The 15,749-nt window shown below is 43.7% G+C and carries 15 protein-coding genes and 1 pseudogene; 9 read left to right on the forward strand and 7 right to left on the reverse strand.

The window, feature by feature from the left end; genetic code table 11:
- The first annotated feature begins 14 nt into the window (after nucleotides 1–14).
- Nucleotides 15–1,289 (forward strand): ArgE/DapE family deacylase, encoded by a 1,275-nt coding sequence (locus NST31_RS12145; protein WP_077109460.1) that lies wholly within the window; start codon nucleotides 15–17, stop codon nucleotides 1,287–1,289.
- A 188-nt stretch (nucleotides 1,290–1,477) separates the two neighbouring features.
- On the opposite strand, the gene NST31_RS12150 is transcribed toward NST31_RS12145, so the two are convergent.
- From NST31_RS12150 to ectA, 6 genes are all read right to left on the reverse strand, one after another.
- Complete coding sequence (locus NST31_RS12150; protein WP_205179477.1) at nucleotides 1,478–2,185, reverse strand: ABC transporter permease; 708 nt, start codon at nucleotides 2,183–2,185, stop codon at nucleotides 1,478–1,480.
- Complete coding sequence (locus NST31_RS12155; protein ID WP_205179485.1) at nucleotides 2,182–3,030, reverse strand: ABC transporter ATP-binding protein; 849 nt, start codon at nucleotides 3,028–3,030, stop codon at nucleotides 2,182–2,184. The genes NST31_RS12150 and NST31_RS12155 overlap by 4 nt, the downstream gene beginning before the upstream one ends.
- Before the next feature lie 219 nt (nucleotides 3,031–3,249).
- Entirely contained in the window at nucleotides 3,250–4,278 is a 1,029-nt protein-coding gene (locus tag NST31_RS12160; RefSeq protein ID WP_205179493.1) for a LytTR family transcriptional regulator DNA-binding domain-containing protein, read from the reverse strand.
- Between the two features lie 116 nt (nucleotides 4,279–4,394).
- Nucleotides 4,395–4,781: an ectoine synthase gene (locus tag NST31_RS12165; RefSeq protein WP_077109464.1), complete on the reverse strand. Its 387-nt coding sequence runs from the start codon at nucleotides 4,779–4,781 to the stop codon at nucleotides 4,395–4,397.
- A 13-nt stretch (nucleotides 4,782–4,794) separates the two neighbouring features.
- The gene (ectB, locus tag NST31_RS12170) at nucleotides 4,795–6,075 is read right to left on the reverse strand and encodes a diaminobutyrate--2-oxoglutarate transaminase (protein WP_339160853.1); all 1,281 of its coding nucleotides are present in this window, start codon (nucleotides 6,073–6,075) and stop codon (nucleotides 4,795–4,797) included.
- Between the two features lie 23 nt (nucleotides 6,076–6,098).
- On the reverse strand, nucleotides 6,099–6,665 hold the full coding sequence (gene ectA, locus NST31_RS12175; protein ID WP_236017086.1) for a diaminobutyrate acetyltransferase: 567 nt from the start codon (nucleotides 6,663–6,665) through the stop codon (nucleotides 6,099–6,101).
- 260 nt (nucleotides 6,666–6,925) lie between these two features.
- On the opposite strand from ectA, the gene NST31_RS12180 reads away from it, so the two are divergent.
- Nucleotides 6,926–8,482, forward strand: coding sequence for a BCCT family transporter (locus tag NST31_RS12180; protein WP_205179494.1), 1,557 nt, complete (start codon nucleotides 6,926–6,928; stop codon nucleotides 8,480–8,482).
- 261 nt (nucleotides 8,483–8,743) lie between these two features.
- Here NST31_RS12180 and NST31_RS12185 read toward each other — a convergent pair whose 3' ends face one another.
- Entirely contained in the window at nucleotides 8,744–8,869 is a 126-nt protein-coding gene (locus NST31_RS12185) for a small acid-soluble spore protein P (RefSeq protein ID WP_205179495.1), read from the reverse strand.
- Nucleotides 8,870–9,207: 338 nt separating this feature from the next.
- On the opposite strand from NST31_RS12185, the gene ehuB reads away from it, so the two are divergent.
- From ehuB to NST31_RS12220, 7 genes and pseudogenes are all read left to right on the forward strand, one after another.
- Nucleotides 9,208–10,092 (forward strand): ectoine/hydroxyectoine ABC transporter substrate-binding protein EhuB, encoded by an 885-nt coding sequence (ehuB, locus tag NST31_RS12190; protein WP_077109467.1) that lies wholly within the window; start codon nucleotides 9,208–9,210, stop codon nucleotides 10,090–10,092.
- Between the two features lie 42 nt (nucleotides 10,093–10,134).
- The gene (gene ehuC, locus NST31_RS12195; protein WP_205179496.1) at nucleotides 10,135–10,800 is read left to right on the forward strand and encodes an ectoine/hydroxyectoine ABC transporter permease subunit EhuC; all 666 of its coding nucleotides are present in this window, start codon (nucleotides 10,135–10,137) and stop codon (nucleotides 10,798–10,800) included.
- Entirely contained in the window at nucleotides 10,797–11,495 is a 699-nt protein-coding gene (gene ehuD, locus NST31_RS12200) for an ectoine/hydroxyectoine ABC transporter permease subunit EhuD (protein WP_077109469.1), read from the forward strand. The genes ehuC and ehuD overlap by 4 nt, the downstream gene beginning before the upstream one ends.
- Nucleotides 11,496–12,338 carry an ectoine/hydroxyectoine ABC transporter ATP-binding protein EhuA gene (gene ehuA / locus NST31_RS12205; RefSeq protein ID WP_077109470.1) on the forward strand — a complete coding sequence of 281 codons (843 nt, stop codon included), beginning with the start codon at nucleotides 11,496–11,498 and terminating at the stop codon, nucleotides 12,336–12,338.
- A 242-nt stretch (nucleotides 12,339–12,580) separates the two neighbouring features.
- On the forward strand, nucleotides 12,581–13,225 hold the full coding sequence (locus NST31_RS12210; RefSeq protein ID WP_205179497.1) for a LytTR family DNA-binding domain-containing protein: 645 nt from the start codon (nucleotides 12,581–12,583) through the stop codon (nucleotides 13,223–13,225).
- Nucleotides 13,226–13,369: 144 nt separating this feature from the next.
- Nucleotides 13,370–14,881 carry an acetyl-CoA hydrolase/transferase family protein gene (locus NST31_RS12215; protein WP_205179530.1) on the forward strand — a complete coding sequence of 504 codons (1,512 nt, stop codon included), beginning with the start codon at nucleotides 13,370–13,372 and terminating at the stop codon, nucleotides 14,879–14,881.
- 147 nt (nucleotides 14,882–15,028) lie between these two features.
- Nucleotides 15,029–15,375 (forward strand): annotated as a pseudogene (locus NST31_RS12220) (GyrI-like domain-containing protein).
- Nucleotides 15,376–15,749 lie beyond the last annotated feature (374 nt).

Below are 15,749 nucleotides of genomic sequence, written 5' to 3' on the forward strand. Positions count from 1 at the left end.
AGAGGTAACAGCTGTTGCGAGACACCAAAAAGCAGGTATTGGACTATATAGAAAAACATAAGCAGGACTTAATCGGAGCAATTGTGAAAGCGGTACAAATTCCAAGCGTGATTGGCAATGAGCAGGCCATGCAGGAATATATGAAGAAAAGATATGAGGAAATTGGATTACGAGTGGAAGAGATACAGCCGCGATATGAAAAAATTCGGAATCATCCTGCATTCAGCAGTTCAGGGCTTTCATTTGAAGGACGGAAAAATATCATTGGCGTTTGGAAAGGGACGACAAAAAATACGCCTTCTTTAGCATTAAACGGCCATGTCGATGTTGTTTCCCCTGAACCTGTGGAGAAATGGACAAAGGACCCATGGGGCGGTGAAATCGAAGGAAATAAATTGTACGGCAGGGGTTCTGGAGATATGAAAGCGGGACTGCTGGCCAATTGGTTTGCTTTAAAGGCTTTATTGGATCTTGGTCTCAAGCCAAAAGGGGAAGTTCAGCTTCAAAGCGTCATCGAAGAAGAAGCGGGAGGAGCCGGCGGCACCCTTTCATTATTGGAAGCAGGGTATGTAACAGATGGCTTTATTGCAACGGAACCCCACGCTTTAAGGCTGACTGTGGCACATGCCGGTGTCATGTATTTTCGGGTAAGAGTGCTCGGAAAAACGGCGCATGCCGGGATGGCGCATTTAGGTGTGAATGCCATTAGCAAAATGTATAAAGTATACAGCGCCTTGGAAACATTGGCGGAAAAAAGAGCAAAGGAAGTCTATTTTGAACTGTTTCATAAAGGTTCCGGCCAATCTGTTCATTTGAACTTGGGCACTTTACAGGGAGGCGACTGGGCTTCCAATGTGCCGGGTGAAGCAGTCCTTGAATGCAGAATCGGGTTTATTCCATCAGAAACGCGAGCGGAGATCAAACAACTTGTTGAAAAAACAATTCAACAGGCTGCTGAAGAAGACGAGTGGCTTCAGCAAAACCCTCCCCAATTAGAATGGTACGGATGGACAACAGAAGCATGGAACCAAAATCCCGAACATCCTTATATCCAGTCATTTAAACAGACGGCTGAAAGCATATTGGGGCGTGAAGTGGAAGTCGCCGGACGGGCAGCCGGAAATGACGCGAGATTTACCCAGTATTACGATAAGCCGGGTCTCGTATTTGGGCCAAAATGTGCCAATATGCACGGGCCAGACGAATATGTCGAAATTGACAGTGTCATCGACACGGCAAAAGTGTTAGCCGCTCACATCATTGATTGGTGCGGTGTCGAAGAGGCATGATTCGCACTTTCTGGCTGTAACAGGGATGTTCCGTTTGAAGGGATTGGCATGGTTGTTTAGAGAATGGCTCCCACTAGGCTGGGCATTTTGCAAATCTAAAATCAGGCGAAGGAACCTCGTTGGTTTGCTTCGCCTGATTCAGGTTATAGGCTAAAACGTCCGGCCGCAACGGCATAGTGCTCGGCTCGTTAATCGACCATTCGTTTACGAAAGATGATCACTGTTAATAGAGAAATGATAATGACCCAAGCAGCGATAATCGCAAAATGCGAAAGTACATCTGCGCCGCCCGCGTTTGCTTCCACTTTTGTCGCAATATCAAGCAACTGTACGTTCGGCAAATAATTGGCCGCTTTCAACACGGGATACTGTTCAGCCAGTGACTTGGAAAATGTTCCAGCGGAAAAAACGATAATAACAGGCAGGACAAGTGCGGAGGCCTCCATAATAGACTTCGCATAAAGGCCCAATAATGTCCCTAAACCGATATAAAAAAACGATGAAAGGATGATAGCCAGAGCAATGATTCCAATGTTCTTGGGAAGATATTCAAAAAAGATCGCACTTAGAACAATGGAGAAAAGCGTCAACAGGAACGACAGTAAACTTTTCCCGCTGAGAATTTCGGCTGTGGTGGCGGGAGACAGCATCAGTCCCCTTAAAGTGTTTTTCTCTTTTTCTTCCGCAATGAGACAGCTTTGAACAAAGGCTGCGACCATGGCAAATCCCATGTTGAAAATCATATAAATGGATTCAATCGAACTGGTGCCCATGCGACTATACAGGGCAGCGAGGACAGGCGGAAAGAAAATGATAATTGAAACCGCCATATTCCGTGAAAAATCCTTATAATCCTTGACAAAAATGGCGTTTACGCGTTTCCATGAAAATGTCATGCCAGCTTCCTCCCTGTTACTTGAATGAAAATTTCGCCTAAAGTCGATTCGTTTGAATGGATTCTCATTATTTGATCTGTTTTCATCAGACTATATAATTTATCTGCACCTTCTGAACCTGTCGGAACAACGACTTTTTGTCCGTTTGTCATTTCCACAGTGACAGTGGCTTCGGAATATTTTCTTTTGAGGTTATCGGGTGTATCTAATAACTGAATTTTCCCTTTATTTAAAAATGCAATGCGATTACAGAGAGTATCTGCTTCATGCATGTCATGTGTCGTTAAAAAGATGGTCGTTCCTTTTGCGTTTAATGCTCGCAGGCCTTCATATATATGGAGGGTGTTTGTCGGATCAAGAGCTGATGTCGGCTCATCCAAAAACAAAAGCTCTGGTTCGTGCAACAATGCGCGTGCCAATGCGACCCGCTGTGTCATCCCTTTTGATAATGTAGAAACTCTTCTGTTTTTATCCTCTTCCAAATTTACAATTGTAAGAGCTTCTTCTATTCTTGTGTGCGGAACATCATATAAATGACAATACAGCTTCAAATTATCTAAAACAGATAGCCTTCCATATAAACCGCTGTTATCAGTTAGAACACCAAACCGTTTCCGATAGTCCGGATTTTTCAACTTGGAAACAGGTTCTCCAAAAACGGTAGCTGTACCGGTTGTCGGGTTCAGTTGACCTGTTAAAATCTTAATGGTTGTGGTTTTGCCTGATCCGCTCGGACCCAAGAACCCGAAGATCTCTCCTTTCTTTACTTGGAAATCGACGCCTTCCAGAGCAGGACGATTGGCAAAAGTTTTCACCAAATCTTTGACCTCAATAATATGTTCCATGTTTTCCTTCACCTCATCCGTTTGTGTATCTACAGGTTACAAGATCATGAATCATCAAGCATTAAAAAGTCGATGAAAGGAGTTGATAATGAGGTGAATGGAGTATAAGGGAAGTTGATAAACCAATCATCGGGTATTCAAGCAACTTGATGATTTTCAATGAGGTACATTGATGATTAACGGCAGTTTTATATCGACATATTTCCCGAGAAATAATCATTATTTCAGCCCAAGCATCTCCTTCAATACAGCCATTTTTGATTTGGACAAAGGAATTGTCGATTTGTTGCTGTCATCCAAAACAAGGCTGTAGCTATTCCTTGTCCAAGTAATCACTTCGCGCACTTTTTGCAAATTGACAATATAGGAACGGTGACAACGGAAAAATCCGAAAGGCAATAACCGATTTTCCAATTCCTGCAATGTAAAGTCGCTTGAAAATGATTCGCCTTTTATATGCAAGAATGATTGCCCATCACTGCTTTCAATATAATCAATTTCCGGTGGGTTAAAGAGGACAATTTTATCCTTTATTTTGGTCGGGATCTTTTTGAATTGAACGGGTTGCATCATTTCGCTTCCTTGTTCCTTTTGTATGGGGTCAGCGGCTTTTTCCGAATGGTCGCTTTCAATTTGAATGGATGTTAATCCGCTGTTGTCTAACTTATACACCTTATCACCAGCCGTAATGGCACTTTCCATATTTCCCGTCAGGATCAAAATACTTTTATCTGATTCACGAAGCTGATGCAGAAGGGACAAAAATATTCGTTTAGATTCCAAATCCAAGTTTTGATCGGGTTCTTCGAAAATATAAATCGCAGGATTTTGCAGGAGCAGGCAGCCAAGCTGCACCCGCTTCGTTTCCGAATAGGTTAGTTGATGAATTTTTGTGTTCCGTTTTTTTTCAAGGTGAACCGTTTTGATGATTGTTTCAATGTCTTGATTGGAACTATAGATATTTTTTATAAAACGAAGCATTTCTTCTATCGAAAGCCGTTCGTATAAACTCGGCTTCAAGAAAAAAAAGCCCATATTTTTGGACGGGTGCTTTAACGGGCTGCCATTCATCTGAATTTCTCCCCGTGAAAGAAACGTTTTACCGAGGAGTAAATGCAACACTTGCTCCTGGATATTTACACTTGAATATACAGCGACCACTTGCCCGGGATGGACTGACAGGTTAAATGAAGGGAAGATGAGCGTATCGTGTACCCTTTTTTCCGCATTTGCAAATTTCAATTCCATGACTGTTCCCCATTTCTCCAAATCTACTTACAATCTGCATTATAACAGTTAATCAAAAGGATCGTGTAAATGAAAAAGCCCAAGCCGATCCCGGCTTGGGTTTGTAGGGGAGAACATTAATCTTCTACTAAAGGGTAGACACCATCTTTGTCATGTGTCTCTCTTCCGGTAAGTGGCGGATTGAAAACACAGATCATTCTCATATCTTTTGTCGCTCGTAAGTAGTGTTCATCATTTTGATCAAGCGCGTACATTGTCCCGTCTTTCAGAGGATAGACTTTGCCGTCGGAAACGGTTTCGATTTCCCCTTCTCCGCCAACGCAATATACGGCTTCCAGGTGGTTTTTATACCAAATATGAGTTTCAGTTCCTGCATAAATAATCGTATCATGGAATGAAAAGCCCATGTTATCCGATTTTAATAAAAGGCGGCGGCTTGCCCAAGTGTCCGCTTTTACTTCGTTTTCTGTCCCAATAATTTCATCCAATGTTCTAACGATCATTTTTCCATCTCCTTCATTGTTTTAAAGCGGCTTGAATGCTTTCATCTATTATATTAAGACCTTTTGTCATTCCTTCTTCATCAATCGTTAAAGGCGGCAGGAACTTGAATACTTCTCCTTTTGGACCGGAAGTTTCCATCAAAAGTCCTCGTTTAAAAGCTTCTCCACAGATTTTTTCGGAAATTTCGTCTTTGGCACATGCCACTCCCTGCATCAATCCCCGGCCTCTTTTTTCCGCTTTCAACTCCGGGTATTCCTCAATGATCTTCTGAATAAAGTGAGTCATCTCAGCGGCTTTTGTTTGAATGCCTTTGGAAAAATCATCTGTTTTCCAATAATCCAAGGCCTCTGAAGCCGCAACAAATGCCAGGTTGTTTCCGCGGAACGTTCCATTATGTTCACCCGGCTCCCAAATATCGTACTCGGGTTTTATTAATGTAAGAGCCATCGGCAAGCCATATCCGCCAATCGATTTGGATAGACAAATGATATCTGGTTTAATGCGTGCGGGTTCAAAGCTGAAAAATGTCCCCGTTCTTCCGCATCCCGCCTGTACATCGTCAACGATCAACAGTATACCGAATATTCTGCAAATAGAAGCGATATTTTGCAGCCATTGATCACTTGCTGCATTGATGCCCCCTTCTCCTTGGACTGTTTCAAGGATCATGGCCGCTGGCAAATCAAGACCGCTGCTGCGGTTTTCTAGAAAATGTTCAATCATTTTGATGGAAGAAACGTTTTCGACTGCGTTTTCATAAGGCATAAAAACGGTGTTGGAAAGAGGAATGCCAGCCCCGCTTCTTTTTGCTTCGTTCCCAGTTACTGAGAGAGAGCCTATCGTCATTCCGTGAAACGCATTTGTAAAGCTGATTACGGTATTGCGACCGGTTACTTTTCTGGCGATCTTTAAGGCGCTTTCCACAGTATTGGTGCCAGTGGGACCGGGGAACATCACTTTATATTCGAGTTGACGCGGTTTCAATATGATGTCATGAAACCTCCGCAAAAAGGTGCCTCTTGCAACAGTGGCCATATCAAGACTGTGTGTAATTTCGTCCTGTTCCAAGTATTTGATGAGGGATTGCTTCAATTTTTCGTTGTTATGACCGTAATTTAAAGCTCCGGCCCCGGCAAAAAAGTCGATATACTCTTTATCATTGACGTCCCACAACTTGTATCCTTTTGCTTTTTTAAAAACAGCGGGAAAACTTCTGCTGTAGCTCCTTACGTTTGACTCAAGCGTGTTAAAAATGTCCATGTCCATTTCCGGTTGGCTCGTTACAGTTGACATGAAGTGCATATACCTCCAATTTTTTATTTAAGTGGTCCAATCCGATAAGCAATCTCGGCTTCATGTGAAGGATCGGGAAATTGGTCTTCCCCAAAACATTCAAATGTTTTATAGTCGGTTCCCAGTTTTTTCGCCAATCCTTTGAATAAACGGTTAGAAGCGATATTTGTCGGGGTTACCGTTGCTTCGATGAAGCGGACATTTTGTCCTTCAAGTCTGTTAAGGAGCTTCATGATCAACGCAGTGGCTAACCCTTTGCCTCTTTGAGTCTGATCGACGGCGACTTGCCAAATAAAAAGTGTGTCAGGGGATTCGGGTTGGAGAAATGCGGAAATGAATCCAACGATCCGGCCATCTGTTTCTGCAATGATAGATGTTTTATGAAAGTACTTTCCCCACATGAGGTAGCTGTAAGATGAATTGACATCAAGGACTTTTGATTTTACGACAAGATCAAACATATGGCTTCCGTCATCTGCGGTTGGTTCCCGAAAATATATTGTTTCGGTGATCCTTCCCTTTGCTATTGGCTTTTCTTTTACCTTGCCGATTGTTTGGTCACCCCCTTTGATAAAGTTGTATACCATCATATCGAGAGTCATCATGAAAATCAAAACGGCTCAGCCGTGATGAGAACGATTTATTCAGTATGAGCATGAAACTGCTATACATTTTAGTATGTTTTCTTTAAATCCCTCCCGAATGGTCCTATTGAGAGCTTGACTGAAGAAGATGAATTGTCTGTTTCATGTTTACAAAAAAATAATTAGGTAAATAAAAGTGATAGATATGATATGGGGCCGTTTTTAAAAAGAATGTAACAGCACTATAAGTAGACCAGGAGGATCTGATGGATAGAAAAGCTTGGAAGAATCCAGTATTTACGGTGTCAGCTTTTATAGTATCCATACTCGTATTATTGGGAGCGCTGATGCCAAAGCAATTTGGAATTGTATCGGGTAAGTTGTTTAACTTTACATCAAAGAATTTTGGATGGTTTTATTTATTAGCCGTTTTTTTAGTCATTGTTTTTTTGATTGGGTTGGCTATCAGTAAATATGGATTGATTCGGCTGGGAGGAGAAGATGAAAGGCCGGAATTTCCCTTTTTCACATGGATCGGCATGCTTTTTTCTGCCGGTTTTGGGGTAGGGCTTGTGTTTTGGGGGATTGCTGAACCGATGAGCCATTTTTTTTCACCGCCTTTTGGCGGATTGGAGCCGGAATCGGATAATGCTGCTAGAGTCGCAATGGGTTACTCGTTTTTCCATTGGGGAATCAGCCAATGGGCGGTCTTTGCCATTGTCGGTCTCGTGATCGGTTTTCTTCAGTTCCGCAAGAAAAGGGATGGACTTGTCTCTACTGCGCTTGAACCGGTAACGGGCGGTAAACCCGTTGTAAAAGGAACGATTGATGCTTTGGCGGTTATTTCAACCGTAATGGGAATCGCTACTTCTGTCGGACTCGGCGTCCTTCAAATGAATGGCGGATTGAATGCTTTGTTTGGAGCGGGGCATTCGGTCGGCGTGCAGTTGGGAATAATTGTGATGGTTTTTATTTTTTATATGATTTCCTCCACAACGGGTTTGGAAAAAGGAATCCGTTTTTTGGGCAATGTCAACTTGGGTATGGCGCTTGGCATATTGGTTTTTGTATTTATCGCGGGCCCTTCCGTTTTTATTTTGGAAACATTTACGCTTGCAATCGGTGATTATATTACAAACTTCATTCAATATAGTTTAAGGTTGCAACCTTATGTCGGAGGGAATTGGGTGCGGGATTGGACTATTTTTTACTGGGCTTGGGCAATAGCTTGGTCGCCTTTCGTGGGGGCGTTCGTAGCACGGGTATCGAGAGGGAGAACCATCCGCGAATTTATTTTTGGGGTAATGGTCATTCCGCCGGCAATCGCCTGTTTATGGATCGCGGCTTTTGGAGGGACCGCCTTATGGCTGGATTTAAAAAAGGGGACAGGCATAGCCCGTGCTGTTGATTTAGATCTCACGACCGCTCTTTTTGCCACGTTTGAACACCTTCCGTTTACCGGATTGATTTCATTCGCATCTATTCTGTTAATTCTTACTTTTCTCGTGACATCTGCCGATTCGGCAACTTATATTTTGGCGAGCATGACGACCTATGGGAGCTTGCATCCCCCGCTGTTGGCAAAAGTTGTGTGGGGCGTACTCGTTTCCGCCATAGCGGCTGTTCTTTTATATGCAGGCGGACTGGAGGCATTGCAAACAGCTTCGCTCATATCGGCGTTGCCTTTTACGGCCATATTGCTTTTGTTGATGGTGTCCACTGTTAAACTGGTTCGAAAAGAACCGCTTCCGGTGCGGAAAGAAGATTTAAGACGCTTCAGGCGTTTGGAAAAGGCCGCCGCAAACAAAAAGACAAAAAAGTAAGGGCCTGATAGAATGATGACCGGATCGGGAAGAAAGATGAAAGGGAGGCGCTTTCTTCGGGTATGACGTCATACTTGCTTGACAAGACTTTTTTAGCTGGCAATATAGAATGGAAAAGGGAGGAGCATCATAAAAAAAGAACAGCCACGTTCTTTGGAGAGGTGGCTGTGCCAGTCCGATGATTGTCTATTTGACACTGTATTGTGATGGGCATTCAATCTTCCGGTACCATTCTAAAGTGATGAACAAAGCACGGGTTTTTTACATCCCGTGTCCCGGGTTTTTATTTTGTCTTGAATGGTTCTGGTTTTTGACTTTATGCGAGCCACTTTGCGGTTCTGGCTCGTTTGATTTTCTCTTCTGCTTTTTTTCCATGTTTTTACTCATGTCCTTGCACCTCCCATTTTGGTATCCTTTCCAAACTTCTTATTTATATGAGCCTCTATGTGGCAGGAAAGAGGAGGATATGCCAATAATGCTGAGTATCCTTCCACTCTTGTTATCTTAATGTAGCGAGAGAGCATTTAATGGGGTATTAACATGGAAAATGAAGTTTGAACCGTATTCTGGGTTCACGTAGACTATATTACATAGAGTTTTCCATCGGTTTTCTCCGGTTTGTGTGAGTTTCATATGACTAAACCAAGTAATTTGATCGATACAGGCGGATTACATTTTCTTATTTTGGAAAATTCGAAATAAAAAAACAGGGGGATATCACTATTATGAGAAAGTATGCTCTTCTGTTGGCTGTATGCCTTCTCGTTTTTCTCAGTGCATGCGGTTCCAACAGTTCGTCTAAAAGCGGAGGGAAAGGAAAAGACGGACAAAACACTCTTGAACAAATCAAGAAAGAAGGAAAGGTCAAACTTGGCGTAGCCAATGAAAAGCCGTACGGCTATATGGACGGGGACAAAGTCACAGGTGTCGCGCCTGAAATAACAAAAGCCGTTTTTAAAGAGATGGGTGTAGAAGTAGTGGAAGGAGAGGTAACGGAGTTCGGTTCCTTGATTCCGGCTTTGAAGGCGGGCCGATTTGATGTCGTTACCGCCGGAATGGATATCCGTCCGGAACGTTGCTCGGAAGCGGCGTTTGGTGATGTTGAAATCCGATACGGGGAAGGGATGGCTGTTCAAAAAGGCAATCCGAAAAATTTGCACAGCTATGAAGATATTGCCGCGAATCCGGATGTGAAAGTGTCCATTATGGCGGGAGCGAATCAGTTTAATTTCCTGAAATCGCTTGGTGTGGATGAAAGCCAAATTGAAACGGCCGACAGCATTTCGTCGAATATTGCCGCTGTTTCATCCGGACGTGTCGATGCGACAGTCATGACGGAGGCGACGTTGCGTGAAGCGGTCGCTTCAGCTGATGAATCCAAAATCGAAGAAGCCAAGCCTTTCACGCAGCCGGTCATTGACGGAGAGAGCGTCATGAGCTACGGCGCGGCTGTTTTCCGCAAGGAAGACAAGGAACTGAGGGAGGCATACAACGCCGAATTAAAGAAGTTATTCGATTCAGGAAAGATTTTGGAGATTTATCAAGAGTTTGGTTTTGGCGAAGATAATTTGCCGGACGAGGTCACAACCGCAGACCGGTGTGCTAAATAATATCCCGCAACAAATGAAGGCGCACCTAAGAATGAAAAGGGGATGTCTATCATAGATAATGTTACAATGTTTCTTCCAGAATTGTTGCAGGGAGCGAAAGTCACCATTCAGGTGCTGTTTTTATCGGCCGTGTTAGCTTTTTTCCTTGCCTTTCTTTTCGGTTTGGGCAGGGTGTCGCGCTTTTGGATCGTCCGGTTTTTGACGGGAGTGATGGTCGAGCTGTTTCGCGGCACTTCCCTGCTTGTGCAAATGTTCTTTTTCTTCTTCGCCCTCCCGGCCTTTGGAGTGGAACTGTCTCCGTTTACAGCAGGGGTGATCGCCCTTAGCCTAAACTATGGGGCTTATGCATCGGAGATTGTCCGGGGAGCGATTTTGGCCATACCCGGCGGACAGACGGAAGCCGGTATTGCTCTGAATATGACTCGTTGGCAGCGAATGCGGCTCGTCATTTTGCCGCAGGCGTTTAAAATCATGCTGCCGGGGTTTGGAAATATTTCGATTGAACTCCTGAAAGGAACGTCACTTGTCTCGCTTGTGACTCTGGCCGACCTGACGTTCCAAGGCAGGATGCTGAAAGATAATTATACGGGGGATCAGGTGGAAATCTTTACGCTTCTTCTCCTGCTCTATTTTGTCATCGCCCTGCCGCTTATATTTGGCGCGCGTTGGCTTGAAAAACGCGCGGCGAAGGGAGTGGTGGCCGGATGACATGGGATTGGGGTTTTGCGATTGATATTTTTCCGAGAATCCTCAAGGCGATGTGGATTACGCTTGGCGCGACAGTTGTCGCTTATCTCATTGCGCTTGTGCTCGGGCTTGTTCTGACGCTGCTTCGCCGGACGAAGATCAAGCCGGTGAAGTGGCTGGCGGTCGGATTTATCGAGTTTGTCCGCAGTACGCCGCCACTCGTCCAACTGTTTTTCCTCTTTTATGCCTTGCCGGAAATTCCGTACATCGGTTTTGCCATGAGCCCGTTTCTCACGGGTGCCTTGGGACTTGGCATCCATTACAGCACGTATATATCGGAAATTTACCGCTCCGGGATAGAGGCGGTGCCCAAAAGCCAGTGGGAAGCAAGCACGGCACTGAACTTTTCCCGGACTCAGACATGGGTGAAAGTGATTTTGCCGCAAGCGATTCCGCCCGTTATCCCGATGCTTGGGAATTATCTCATCGTGTTGTTTAAAGAGACGCCGCTACTATCCGCCATTTTGGTGGTGGAGATGTTGCAGACGGCCAAAATCATCGGGTCTGAAACATGGCGTTACTTGGAACCGATCACGATTGTGGGACTGTTGTTCCTGCTCTTGAGTTACCCGTCGTCCCTGCTCGTGCAGCATGTGGAGAAAAAGCTGAAAAGGGCAGGCGGCAAACACCATGCCACGAAAGGAGTGAGCCTGTAAATGACCGTATTGAAAAAAGCCGTTGGGGATGATCCGGCCCCGGGAGCCATCCAAGATCATCCGCCACAACGTCCGATGGTTTCTTATCAGGATATCCGCAAATCGTTCGGGGAAACGGAAGTGTTAAAAGGAATTGACCTTGATATCAAGCCGGGGGAAAAGATCACGATTATCGGTCCGAGCGGCTCGGGTAAAACGACGATTATCCGAATGCTCATGACATTGGAGGAACCGACATCCGGAGTGATTGAAGTGGACGGAGAGCCGCTTTGGCACAAGGAAGTCAAAGGAAGATTAGTACCCGCGGATGAGAAACATTTGCGGAAAGTGCGCGGGAAAATCGGAATGGTCTTTCAACAGTACAACCTCTTCCCGCATATGACGATATTAAGGAACGTTATCGAGGCGCCGATCCATGTGCTTGGCGTGCCGAAGCAGGAAGCGGTGGAGCGGGCGCTTGAGATGCTGGAGAAAGTCGGATTGAAAGACCATGTCGATAAATATCCGGCGCAGTTATCGGGAGGCCAGCAACAGCGTGTGGCCATTGCCCGGGCACTTGTCATGGAGCCAAAGGTAATGCTCTTTGATGAAGTGACCTCTGCTCTGGACCCGGAACTGGTCGGAGAAGTGTTAAAGACGATCAAAGACATTGCGAAAACGAGCAATATGACGATGATTCTCGTTACACACGAAATGGATTTTGCCCGTGAAATATCCGATCGCGTCGTGTTTATCGACCAGGGGAACATTGTTGAGCAAGGGCCGCCGGAAGAAGTGCTGGAAAATCCGGAGACGGAACGGCTGCAAACATTTTTACAACATTTTCGAAATGGTTACGAATAAATAAAAATGATCCTTCTGCTTAAATTGTGGAAGGATCATTTTTCTTCTGAAAATCACCGGTCTCTTTTTCCTGGGCAATCCTGTCCAACTGGTGAAATATCTTGTAAAATGACGTCTATATTTTTCACTTACTCTAGGACATCTATCTGATTGGCACTTTGGTTCAAACCTCCATTTTTCCTTCAAAGGGAAAAACTTGCTATGATATTGTAAGAAGTGAACGAGCTAAAAAGGGTGGTTTAATGGAAAAGCTTTCGGTTGTCTCATTGCTCAATGTGATTGGTGAGTTATTTTCGGATGAAATTTCAATTGCTGTATCGAATACAAAAGAATACATATATTATCGTCCGAGCAAGCGGGTTGATTTAAAAATCAAGCCGGGGGACCCTGTGAAGGAAGGAACAATCGCGTATAAAGCGCTGACTACGAATCAAAAAGTGTCAGAGTTTATTCACCGTGAAGTGTACGGAGTGCCCTATCACGGCATGGCTGTGCCGTTCGAATATGGGGGGAAGCTGGAAGGTTGCGTGACGGCCATTTACCCTGCTTATACAGAAGGTAAATCGGTTGTAACGATTAAATCAAATGATGGCTGGATTCCCGTCCCCTTTGAAAACGTAAAGTATCTGGAAGTAAAAGATCGAAAGACACATGTTTTCGCAGATGGCTTTTCGGGAACCCATAAGGATCCGCTGCAAGAGTTTGAGTATTTATTGCCAAGAGACATGTTTATTCGCTGCCACCGATCATTTATCGTGAATGTTCGCTATATACAGGAAATATATCCAGACACCCACTCAACATTTATTTTGGAAATGGACAATCAAACAAGAATTCCTGTCAGCCAATCGTATGCCAGTTATTTCCGGAAGATGCTCGGCTTTTGAAAAAAATTCTTCTGCCTCAGCCATTATATTTTGTCGCTTAATCGGTGTTTTTCTTGTTATAGGCCTGATTTCTCCAAAAGCTTCATGCATAGGATAAAATAATTTTTAACTATATGCAGAGAAAGAGGGATATCATTGGGTAAAATGAAGGATCGCATCAGAGATTCACGCTTATGGGACCGTATTTGTTCGGCTGAAGAAGCGGCTTCCTGGATCAAGGATGGGATGACATTGGGATTAAGCGGTTTTACTCGAGCAGGTGATGTGAAAGCGGTTCCTTTTGCGTTGGTGGAGCGGGCTAAAAAAGAACCGTTGAAGGTAAACGTGTTCACTGGAGCCTCTCTCGGGTCTGATGTTGATAAAATGTTTGCCGAAGCTGGTATCATACGTAAACGTTTGCCTTTTCAAGCAGATGCAGTGATGCGGAAAAAGATCAATGCAGGAGAGCTGTTATTTGTTGATCACCATCTTTCTCATACGGCTGAATATGTCAGGGCAAATACGATAGAACCCATTGACGTGGCTATATTGGAAGCGATTTCGATTACAGAAGACGGAATGGTGATCCCCTCGACATCCGTAGGGAATTCCTTGTCTTTTGCGAAGCAGGCCAAATCGATCATCATTGAAATCAACATGGCGCAGCCGTCACTATTGGAAGGGTTGCATGACTTATATGATCCCGAAAAGCAAGGTGAGCGTTCACCGATCCCATTGAAAAAGGTGGAGGATCGGATCGGGACAACCGGGATTCCGGTTGATGTTGAAAAAATAAAAGGAATCGTATTTACAGAGCAATTGGATTCTCCATCCACGATCGTGGACCCGGATGATGAAACGCAAATGATGGCAAAACACTTGATTGGTTTTTTACGGAAGGAAGTAAAAGCAGGCAGGTTGGCCGAACACCTTGCCCCATTACAATCGGGCATCGGGTCGGTAGCCAACGCGGTACTTCACGGGATGCTTGATTCTGAATTTAAAGACTTGGAAATATACTCTGAAGTTCTTCAAGATGCTGTATTTGATTTAATTGACGCGGGTAAAGTGCGATTTGCTTCTTGTTGTTCCATAACATTATCGGAAAAGAAAATGAACCACGTTTTTGGCCAGTTTGAAAAATATCGGGATAAGCTGATTATGCGTCCTCAAGAGTTGTCAAATCATCCGGAAATCATCCGCAGGCTTGGCTTGATTTCTATTAATGCGGCTTTGGAGTTTGATATATACGGCAATGTGAACTCGACACATGTTTCCGGTACAAATATGATGAATGGAATTGGCGGCTCCGGCGATTTTGCCCGCAATGCCCGGCTGGCTATTTTCGTAACGAAATCATTAGCCAAAGGCGGCGATATTTCCAGTATTGTCCCATTTGTTTCTCATGTGGACCATACGGAACATGATGTGGACGTTGTGGTGACCGAACAAGGATATGCGGATTTAAGAGGGTTGGCACCAAGAGAAAGAGCACCCTTAATCATTGAAAATTGTGCCCACCCCCTATACCGTGATCAGTTATGGACGTATTATAGCGAAGCGTTGGAGCGGGGAGGCCAAACACCGCATGTTCTTGAAAAAGCCTTTTCTTGGCATATCCAATATAAAAATCAAGGAACAATGCTTCAACAAATAAAGGAAAAAGAAATGGCATAAGCCTTGGCTGCTATGCCATTTTTTTTGTTTTCTATTATAAATCGGATTATTTATTGGAATAGTAGATGACTGAAACCGTCTGATCATCAATTTTTTTTAAAAAAACTTGAAAGACATTTTAAATCGAATTACCTTATCTAAGAAAGACTGAAAATAACGATTGAAGAATTACCTGAATCAAGGATTGCTTATTTCCGAAATGTTGGGAAGTATGGTGAAAAGCAAAATAAAAAAAGTGGGAAAATCATTCCACAATTTCAGGCAGACCGCAAGATACTCAAAGAGATGATTCGTCCTAAAGAGGAATGTCGTTACGATGTTTGCGTAGTAATACATAAAGATTTTAATGTGACAAAACCAGCCCATGTTGGTAAATTATCCGGCGGGAAATACGCTGTTTTCTTGGCAGTCAGTGAATTTTGGGGAAATATTTTTTAGAGATAGAAAGAAATGATCTATCGATAAGAGAACAACTAATTATAGAAAGAATGTGACATATTAGTTCCTACGAAGCAGGGACATTCAGAATTCGCAGTAGGGTGATTGTAAAATCGGAATACCTTTTTTCAATATGTAATTGCGAGCCGGCAGCATTTAAAAGCAATCGTTTTGCTTTTGCGCAATTCTTTGTACCTGTATTTTCGAATAAGAAAGACCATTGATCATGATGGACTCTTCCAATAAAAAATCGTTATGTTTGATGCTCATTTTTTACATGAATGGGTTTGCCTTGATGCTCGCTTTCTGGCTTCCTTTATTCTTTTGCATTTTTTCACAGTGCTGGAGAAATGTATGGACGAAATCATCTTCCATGTTAAAATGAGATGTAACACATTGTTGAAAGCGATTACAGTAATTTATGGACAGA

Source organism: Siminovitchia sp. FSL W7-1587 (assembly GCF_037963795.1).
Lineage (GTDB): Bacteria > Bacillota > Bacilli > Bacillales > Bacillaceae_C > Siminovitchia > Siminovitchia thermophila.

Bases quoted from the DNA above. Each gene is read 5' to 3' on its own strand.
- NST31_RS12150 (WP_205179477.1), bottom strand. From the start codon at position 2,185: ATGACATTTTCATGGAAACGCGTAAACGCCATTTTTGTCAAGGATTAT.
- NST31_RS12155 (WP_205179485.1), bottom strand. From the start codon at position 3,030: ATGGAACATATTATTGAGGTCAAAGATTTGGTGAAAACTTTTGCCAAT.
- NST31_RS12160 (WP_205179493.1), bottom strand. From the start codon at position 4,278: ATGGAATTGAAATTTGCAAATGCGGAAAAAAGGGTACACGATACGCTC.
- NST31_RS12165 (WP_077109464.1), bottom strand. From the start codon at position 4,781: ATGATCGTTAGAACATTGGATGAAATTATTGGGACAGAAAACGAAGTA.
- ectB (WP_339160853.1), bottom strand. From the start codon at position 6,075: ATGTCAACTGTAACGAGCCAACCGGAAATGGACATGGACATTTTTAAC.
- ectA (WP_236017086.1), bottom strand. From the start codon at position 6,665: ATGATGGTATACAACTTTATCAAAGGGGGTGACCAAACAATCGGCAAG.
- NST31_RS12180 (WP_205179494.1), top strand. From the start codon at position 6,926: ATGGATAGAAAAGCTTGGAAGAATCCAGTATTTACGGTGTCAGCTTTT.
- NST31_RS12185 (WP_205179495.1), bottom strand. From the start codon at position 8,869: ATGAGTAAAAACATGGAAAAAAAGCAGAAGAGAAAATCAAACGAGCCA.
- ehuB (WP_077109467.1), top strand. From the start codon at position 9,208: ATGAGAAAGTATGCTCTTCTGTTGGCTGTATGCCTTCTCGTTTTTCTC.
- ehuC (WP_205179496.1), top strand. From the start codon at position 10,135: ATGTCTATCATAGATAATGTTACAATGTTTCTTCCAGAATTGTTGCAG.
- ehuD (WP_077109469.1), top strand. From the start codon at position 10,797: ATGACATGGGATTGGGGTTTTGCGATTGATATTTTTCCGAGAATCCTC.
- ehuA (WP_077109470.1), top strand. From the start codon at position 11,496: ATGACCGTATTGAAAAAAGCCGTTGGGGATGATCCGGCCCCGGGAGCC.
- NST31_RS12210 (WP_205179497.1), top strand. From the start codon at position 12,581: ATGGAAAAGCTTTCGGTTGTCTCATTGCTCAATGTGATTGGTGAGTTA.
- NST31_RS12215 (WP_205179530.1), top strand. From the start codon at position 13,370: ATGAAGGATCGCATCAGAGATTCACGCTTATGGGACCGTATTTGTTCG.